The sequence below is a fragment of the Streptomyces sp. NPDC002138 genome (assembly GCF_040296485.1).
In the GTDB taxonomy this organism is placed as follows: domain Bacteria; phylum Actinomycetota; class Actinomycetes; order Streptomycetales; family Streptomycetaceae; genus Streptomyces.
This window is the reverse complement of record NZ_JBEOXE010000131.1, coordinates 1-8,273: the sequence shown is the minus strand read 5'-3', so window position 1 is coordinate 8,273 and position 8,273 is coordinate 1. Positions and strand designations below refer to the sequence as shown.

General features: G+C 71.7%; 5 protein-coding genes and 1 pseudogene. 3 read left to right on the top strand and 3 right to left on the bottom strand.

The features are described 5' to 3' along the window. Positions 1–95 precede the first annotated feature (95 nt). A pseudogene (locus ABT084_RS37380) lies at positions 96–1,124 on the bottom strand (sigma-70 family RNA polymerase sigma factor); the annotation flags it as partial. Positions 1,125–1,440: 316 nt separating this feature from the next. Then, positions 1,441–2,229: a TetR/AcrR family transcriptional regulator gene (locus ABT084_RS37375; protein WP_351054153.1), complete on the bottom strand. Its 789-nt coding sequence runs from the start codon at positions 2,227–2,229 to the stop codon at positions 1,441–1,443. A gap of 343 nt (positions 2,230–2,572) precedes the next feature. Between ABT084_RS37375 and ABT084_RS37370 the strand changes: the two genes are divergently transcribed. Together ABT084_RS37370 and ABT084_RS37365 are read left to right on the top strand one after the other, a co-directional pair. After that, positions 2,573–3,991: an NAD(P)/FAD-dependent oxidoreductase gene (locus tag ABT084_RS37370; RefSeq protein WP_351054150.1), complete on the top strand. Its 1,419-nt coding sequence runs from the start codon at positions 2,573–2,575 to the stop codon at positions 3,989–3,991. Positions 3,992–4,122: 131 nt separating this feature from the next. Continuing rightward, positions 4,123–5,880, top strand: coding sequence for an ATP-binding SpoIIE family protein phosphatase (locus tag ABT084_RS37365; protein WP_351054159.1), 1,758 nt, complete (start codon positions 4,123–4,125; stop codon positions 5,878–5,880). A gap of 67 nt (positions 5,881–5,947) precedes the next feature. On the opposite strand, the gene ABT084_RS37360 is transcribed toward ABT084_RS37365, so the two are convergent. After that, positions 5,948–7,240 carry an MFS transporter gene (locus ABT084_RS37360; protein WP_351054156.1) on the bottom strand — a complete coding sequence of 431 codons (1,293 nt, stop codon included), beginning with the start codon at positions 7,238–7,240 and terminating at the stop codon, positions 5,948–5,950. A gap of 124 nt (positions 7,241–7,364) precedes the next feature. On the opposite strand from ABT084_RS37360, the gene ABT084_RS37355 reads away from it, so the two are divergent. Beyond that, positions 7,365–7,901, top strand: a complete 537-nt coding sequence (locus ABT084_RS37355) for a MarR family winged helix-turn-helix transcriptional regulator (protein ID WP_330331671.1) — start codon at positions 7,365–7,367, stop codon at positions 7,899–7,901. The last annotated feature ends 372 nt before the right edge of the window (positions 7,902–8,273 follow it).

The window sequence follows — 8,273 nt, the reverse complement described above, 5'->3', positions numbered from 1 at the left end:
CACGTGGTCCGGGGCGATCGCCCACACGATCAGCGGCGTGGCCACCAGCAGCAGGGACAGCCCGAGCAGGGCCGTGAACCCGAGACCGGTGGCGGCGCGGCCACGACCCCGCCGGCCACCACCCCGGCCGCCTTGGCCGCGTATCCGGCGGCGAACCACCCGATGACCGCGACGGGAAGCAGCGCCGGGATCCCGGCATTGACGTCCTTCAGCTCACCGGCGACCAGCCGGCACTTCACGCACTCCTCGAGGTGCTTGCGCAGCCCTCGTTCCGCCCGCATCCGCAGCCCGCCCCGGGCGTAGGCGCCCAGCCGGTCGGCGTACCGGGCGCAGTCCCCGCCCTCGCTCAGCGCGGTGCTCACATGGGCCTGGAGATAGGCCTGCTTGAGCCCCTCGCGGGCCCGGCTGGCGAGGACCGCGGTGGCGTTGGCGGTCAGCCCGAACAGCGGGGCGATCGCGCTCGGGGAGGCCTCTTCGACGGTGGTGTGCCACAGCACGGCCTGCCACCGCTCGGGCAGGCTGCGGAAGGCCTGCATGGCGAGCGACTGCTCGGCCTCGTGCATGGCCCGTACGTCCGCGCCCAGTTCCAGGGTGTCCGCGCCGGGCGCCAGCCCCGCTCCGGCTTCGGTGCCCGCTCCGGCCTGCTCCGCGAACAGCGCGAAGTCCTCGACGAGCTGCTCCCGCTTGGCGGTCTTCGCCCAGGCCGCGGCGACCCGCCGGACGGTGGTGAGGAGGTAGGCCCGGACCGCCTGGTCCGGCCCGGCCCCGCCGCGTACCGCCTGGAGGGTGCGGGCGAAGACCTCGGCGGTCAGGTCGTCGGCGGTGTGGGCGTCCCGGCAGCAGGTGCGCGCGTACCGGCGCACGGAATCGGCGTGCCGACGGAAGAGCTCCTCGTAGGCACCGTCGTCACCACCGCGCATCCGCGCGATCAACCCGGCATCGGACATGGGCGCTTCCGCCCCCGGGCCACCCACGGCACCCGGCGGATGCACGGCACCCGGCGGCGTACGGCCACCCGGTTCGCGCTGGGCCGGAACCTGTCGTGCGGGCAGAGCGCCCGTCTCGGCGTCGCCGTCGTGACCCGGAGCACCGGAGACCGGATCTTCCCGCCCGTCAACGCCCATCGCGCAAGCCCCCGCAGGACACACTCAACCGGTACACCGATCCAGCGTGGCACACGGCGCACGCGCGCCGGACCGCTCCGGACGCCATCCACTCGTCCGGGCGGGAATCGGCGAACCGGCGCACGAGACCTCACCCGTCCGAGTGACGGGACGTTCGAGGAGGCCGATCCACGGATTCACCCGACGGAGCGCGCGGAAGGCCCCCCGGTTCTCCGGAGGACCCACCGCGCCACACCCGTCACCGACGACCACCCCAGGGCGGCCCGCTCACCGACGACCACCCCAGGGCGGTCAGGTCGGCTCACCGGCAACCGCCTCAGGCGGTCCGCGACCGGAGCCCCTCCAGCAGGATGTCCAGCAGCCGGGCCGAAGCGGCCGCCTGCTGGGCCGGGTCCGGCAGCGCGGGCGCGGCCGTCGCTATAACCAGCAGGACATCGGCCACCGTCACGTCACGGCGCAGCGCCCCGGCCTCCCGGGCGCGGTCGACCAGCCGGCCGACGACCTCCAGGAGCGCACCGGCGCCCGAGTCCTCGGACGGCTCGTCCTCGACCGACGCACGGCCGCCCACGACCCGCAGGTCCGGCTGTCCGCCGACCACGGCGGCCTGCCGCTGCTGCGGCACCCGGGCCGCGTCCACCGCGACGGCCTCCAGGACGTCCTGGCCGTCCTCGCCGACCGAGCCGACCCGCAGCACCTGCGGCGGCAGCAGCCGCCCGGCGCCCGAGGCGACGGAGGTCCGCAGGAAGCGCGACAGCGCCTGCCACGGCTCCTCCTCCTGGCCGAGCGCGGCCCTGGCCTGCTCGGTCAGCCGGGAGGTCTCCTCCTCGGCTATGCGCCGTACGAGGACGTCCTTGCTCGGGAAGCGCCGGTAGACGGTGCCGACGCCGACGCGGGCGCGCCGCGCGACGTCCTCCATCGGAGCCCCGTAGCCCAGCTCGCCGAACACCTCGCGCGCGGCGCGCAGGACGTGCTCGAGGTTGCGCTGTGCGTCGACCCGCAGAGGCGTGGAACGACCCACACCGTGCGAGGTGCCACCAGCGATCACACGGCCGACACTCTCGGTCGAGAGCGCGGTCGCAGAACCATGGAAATCGGAAATATGCATATGTTTCCCCCGGTAATCATTTGTCTCCCCCCGGAGACAGTCCCCGCCTTCGTGTCGAGGGGGGCCACGGTCATGTGGGCCCTGGTCCTGACTCCTCGACGGGCTACGAACATAGTTGAGCCAGAGTCAATTCAGAAGAGGCAGCTCCGTACGGACCATCGCTCGATCGGAGCATTGACCCCCACTTTTCCGTTCCAAGCCCCCGGAATCACCCCTTCCGCACTGCCTGACCTGCGCACCTCACCCCCCACCGGCACGTCCGCACCGGGCCGTCACGCCCCCACCGCCGGTCACACAATGTGTCGGGCCTGTGGACAAACTCCCGGCCACGTTGCGTCATGGGATGGTGAAGGCTGCTAACTCCCGGGGCTCGGCCCCCGGCACCCCGCCCCGGACACGCATCCTCGTCGTCGGCGGCGGCTACGTCGGCATGTACACGGCCCTACGGCTCCAGCGAAAACTGAGAGCCGACGAGGCCGAGGTCACGGTGGTCAGCCCCGAGCCGTACATGACCTACCAGCCCTTCCTCCCCGAAGCGGCCGCGGGCTCCATCTCTCCACGCCACGTCGTCGTACCGCTGCGCCGCGTCCTGAAGCGCTGCCGCATCGTCGTCGGCGAGGCCCGGAGCATCGACCACGCCAAACGGACCGCGACCATCACCACCCTCGCCACCGAGGAGGAGGGCACCGGCGCCGTCGAGATCGAGTACGACGAGATCGTCCTCGCCCCCGGCTCCGTGTCCCGCACCCTGCCCATTCCGGGACTCGCCGAGTTCGCCATCGGGTTCAAGACCGTCGAAGAGGCCATCGGCCTGCGCAACCACGTCATCGAACAGATGGACATCGCCTCCTCGACCCGCGATCCCGCCATCCGCGACGCGGCCCTCACCTTCGTCTTCGTCGGCGGCGGCTACGCGGGCGTCGAAGCGCTCGCGGAGCTCGAGGACATGGCCCGCTACGCCGCGCGGTACTACCACAACATCAAACCCGAAGACATGAAATGGGTGCTGGTCGAGGCCAGTGACCGGATCCTTCCTGAAGTCGGCCCCGAAATGGGCAAATACACGGTCCGTGAACTGCGCGCCCGCAACATCGACCTGCGCCTGGAGACCCGCCTCGAATCCTGCGAGAAGCGCGTCGCCGTCCTCAGCGACGGAGCCCGGTTCCCCACCCGCACCGTCGTATGGACCGCGGGCGTCAAACCCCACCCCGTCCTCGCCGCCAGCGACCTGCCCCGCAATGAACGCGGCCGGCTCGCCTGCACCGCCTTCCTCACCGTCGAGGGCGTCGAACACGCCTGGGCCGCCGGCGACGCGGCCGCCGTCCCCGACATCACCGCCTCGGCGCCCGGCACCGAATGCGCCCCCAACGCGCAGCACGCCGTCCGCCAGGCCAAGGTGCTCGCGGACAATCTCGTCCACGCCCTGCGCGACGAAGTGCTCACCGAGTACGCCCACCAGTACGTCGGCTCCGTGGCCTCCCTCGGCCTCCACAAGGGCGTCGCCCACGTCTACGGCCGCAAGCTCAAGGGCTACCCGGCCTGGCTGATGCACCGCGTCTACCACCTCAGCCGCGTCCCCACCTTCAACCGCAAGATGCGCGTCCTCGCCGAATGGACCCTCTCCGGGCTCTTCAAGCGCGAGATCGTCTCCCTCGGATCCCTCGAACACCCCAGGGCCGAATTCGAACTCGCCGCGGGCGGCGGACCCAAGGAACCCCCGCCACCACCCGCCTCCAACCCCCCGAAGGACAACCAGCGCTGACGTTGTCAGTGTGGTCGGCCACACTGGGCGTGTGACCATAGGTGGGCTCACACCTGCACAGAGTGACGCCACCCGGCGACCGACCATGAGCGATGTAGCGACCAATAGCGACACCACGAGGCTTGAACGCAGTGAACTTCACGCGCTGGAGCGCCCGGTTCCCCGGAACGCAGCGCCGCGCAGCCGCCCGGACCGAACACGCCGCAGCCCAGGCCAAGCGGGGCGAAGGCTCCGTTCCGGCGGCCCGCGGCGGCCGCGCCGACCCCGGCGGCGCCGGCCCCGAGCGGACCCCGTCCAGCCGTGACGGCGGCCCCGCCGGCCCCACGGACCCCACCGTCTCCGGCACCGGTACCGGCTCCGCCGCCGCGCTCGCCGCCGTGCCCTCCCTCGACGTCCTCTCGGTGCGGGAGGTCCTCGGCTGCCTCCCGGCCCGCGTCGCGCTCGTCCACGGCCCCGAGCATCGCGTGGCGTACGTCAACGACGCCTATGCCGCCGGCTTCGGGCCCCGGCCCACCGGCGCCGCCGCCCACGAAGCCCTGCCCGAACTCGGCGAGCTGGGCCTGCTCCCGCTCCTCGACCAGGTCCTGCGCAGCGGCAAGCCCCGTACCGCCAAGAACCGCAAGGCGCCCGGCGGCAGTTCGTACACCGCCACCTGCACCCCCGTCGAGTTCCCCGAGGCCGGCGGCGCGCGCCGCAGCGCGGGCGTCCTGATCCACCTCGCCGACGTCACCGACCACGCCGAAGCCGTCGAGCGGCTGCGCGCCGCCGAGCGCCGCCAGCGCGAGGCCGTCGTCACTCTCCAGCGCTCCCTGCTCCCGCAGGAGCTGGAACAGCCCGACGACCTGCGCATCGCCGCGCTCTACCAGCCCGGCGGCACCGAGGCCGCCGTCGGCGGCGACTGGTACGACGTCATCACCCTCGGCGCCGGCCGCACCGCCCTCGTCATCGGCGACGTGATGGGCCGCGGCGTCCGCGCCGCCGCCGTCATGGGCCAGCTCCGCACCGCCGTCCGCGCCTACGCCCGGCTCGACCTGCCCCCGCACGAGGTGCTCCAGCTCCTCGACGGACTCGCCGCCGAGATCGACGCCAGCCAGATCGCGACCTGCGTGTACGCCGTCCACGACCCCAGCGAGGGCCTGCTGGCCTACGCCTCCGCGGGCCACTTGCCCATCCTGGTCCGCGACGAGGACGGCACCGTCCGGCGCGCCGCCGACCCCACCGGGCCCCCGCTCGGCACCGGCGGCTGGCTGCACACCTCCGGCACCATCGCCCTGGGACCCGGCTCGACCGCCGTTCTCTACACCGACGGCCTGGTCGAGCGCCGGGGCGAGGACATCGACGAGGGCGTGGCCGCCCTGGAACGCGCCCTCTCCGGCGCCCTCGGCACCCCCGCCGTCATCTGCGACCGCCTGATGCGCGCCCTGGGCGTGGACGCCGACCACGACGACGACGTCGCCGTGATGGTCCTCCAGCAGCCCGCCCGCGTCGGCCCCGAGGCGGAGCTGTTCCACAACGCCGCCCTGGAGCTGCTGGGCGGCATCGAGGCGGCCCCGCGCGCCCGGGCCTTCGCCCAGGGCGTCCTGGCCTCCTGGCGCTTCCCGATCGAGCTGTGCGACCTCGGGGTGCTGGCCGCCAGCGAACTCGTGGCGAACTCCCTCCAGCACGGCACCCCGCCGATGCGCCTGAGGTTGCGCCGCACGGACCGCCGCCTGATCATCGAGGTCACCGACGGGGACGACCACCTCCCGCGCCGCCGCCGCGCCGAACCGGCCGACGAGACGGGCCGCGGCATCTCGATCGTCGCGACCATCGCCTCCGCGTGGGGCACCCGCCGCACCCCGGGCGGCGGCAAGGCCGTCTGGTGCGAATTCGCCCTGCCGGACAAGTAGCCGGACACGCGGAAGGCCCCGGTCCACCGGACCGGGGCCTTCTCTCTGCCTACGCGTACGCCCACACCTACGCCGACACGGGTTCGGCGACGGCGCCGGCGGCCCGCGGGACCGCCACCGGAGCCGGCGCGCCCTTCAGCAGCGACGGGTTGTCCTGCACCGGCGTCAACCGCTTGCCGAGCCGCAGCGCGAGCCAGGCGATGCCGAGCGAGACCACGACGAAGATCCCGATGTAGAGCATCGGCACCCCGGCGCCGACCGGCACGCCCAGCGGGCCGAGCGCCAGCGCCATCTGCTTGACCAGGGCGAAAGCCGAGTTGTACTGACCGATCGAGCCCTCCGGAGCCAGGTCGGCCACCAGCGGGGCCAGCGTCGGCGACAGCATGGCCTCACCGATGCCGAAGAGGGCGTACGTCGCGATGAACGCGGCGGCGGCCATCATGGCGCTCCCGTGCCCCAGGCCCGAGAAGCCGGCGATGAGCCAGGCGCCCGTCCAGATCACACCGACCAGCGCGATGACGCGCGACCGGCGCCGCTTCTCCACCAGCCGCAGCACCACGAACTGGGCCACGACGATCGCACCGGTGTTGGCGGCCAGCGCGAATCCGAGGGTCGAGGGGGATATCCCGGCCGCCTCGGTACCGAAGGCGGCGAGGCCCGACTCGAACTGTCCGTAACAGGCGAAGAAGATCACGAAGCCCAGCACGCAGAGCTGAACCATCGCCTTGTGCCGCATCAGCCGCTTCCAGCCGCTGCCGCCCGCCTGGGCGGGGTCCTTCGGCACCGCGTCCTTGATGCTCGGCGCGTGCGGCATCCGCACGGTGGCGATCACGCCCGCCAGCACCAGGAACATCACGGCCTCGATGCTGAACAGCAGGGTGAAGCTGCCGGGCCGGTTCACGTCCACGATCTGGCCGCCTATGAGGCCGCCTATGCCCAGGCCCAGGTTCGCCATGAAGAACTGCAGCGCGAAGGCACGCGTCCGGGTGCTCGGAGTGGAGCACCAGACGATCATCGTGGCCAGCGCGGGCTGCATGACGGCCTGCCCGGCACCCAGCGCCAGGGCGGACAGCAGGATCGGTACGACGCCGGTCGACAGCCCGAGCGACATCGCACCGACGGACGCGGCAACCGCCGCGCCCATGACCACGGGGATGGGCCCGCGCCGGTCGATGATCCGACCGGTGAGGGGCAGCGCGAGCAGGGCGCCCAGGGCGAACGCCACGAAGGCGCACGTCGCGGTCGCAGCACCCAGATCTCGCACCTGCGCCACGTAGATATAGAGGAACGGAACCGTGAAGCCGATACCGAACGCGGTCAGCGCGTTACCGGCCTGGATCCTCCGCATCGCAGCGCCCATCACCTTGGTCACTTCTCACCTGCCTTCACTACTGAAGCCTGAAGACTTCATACCTAAAGTTCGATCCTTAACTCTACACACCGAAGGAGTTAGACGCCAATGGGCTCGTGCCATACTTCGGTCCATGGGTGACACCCCCGACGGCACTACGCCCGTCCACGAGCCGAGCCTCGATGAGCAGATCGCCGTCTACCAGCGCGAATTCCAGGACCTCGACCCCCAGGTCGAGAAGGTCGTGTCGGCCCTGAGCCGCCTCAACCGCCGGATGAACGTCGCGTACGGCCGCCAGACGGCGGCCCTGGGCATCAGCAACGCCGAGTGGGAGGTCCTCAAGGCCCTCGTGCTCGCGGGCGACCCGTACCGGATGGGCCCGAGCGAGCTGGCCAAGCAGCTGGGCCTGACGCCGGCCGCGATGACCCACCGGATCGACCGCATGACGGCCGACGGCCTGGTGACGCGCGAGCGCGACGAGTCCAACCGCGTGCGCGTGATCGTGGAGCTGACGAACGAGGGCCGCAGCAAGTGGCTCGACGCGATGCGAGCGGCCACGGTCTTCGAGGAGGACCTCCTCCAGGACCTCTCCACCGCGGAGCGCGCCCTGCTCGGCGACATCCTCACGCGCCTGCTGGACCGGGTCGAAGGCCTCCAGTCACCCGCCTGACCAGGTGTGCGGCCCCGGGGTTGACACCAGCCCCCGGGGTCCGTAAGGTTCTTCGAGTTGTCCCGGAGCCGGAACGGTTCTGTGAGAACAGATGACGCCGCCTCGTAGCGGCACCCAACTCAGCACGATCTCCCACCGGGAACGAATTCGGCATGCCCGAATTCATTTCCAAGGCCCGATTATGAGCCGCCCGGGAAATCCGCTAGAGTTCGGGAGTCGGAACGGCCCAACAGCCGGAAAGACAAACCCCGCTGACTGGGAGTCAGGCCCGAAAGGATCTGATAGAGTCGGAAACGAAGAACGAAGCCCGGAGGAAAGCCCGAGAGGGTGAGTACAAAGGAAGCGTCCGTTCCTTGAGAACTCAACAGCGTG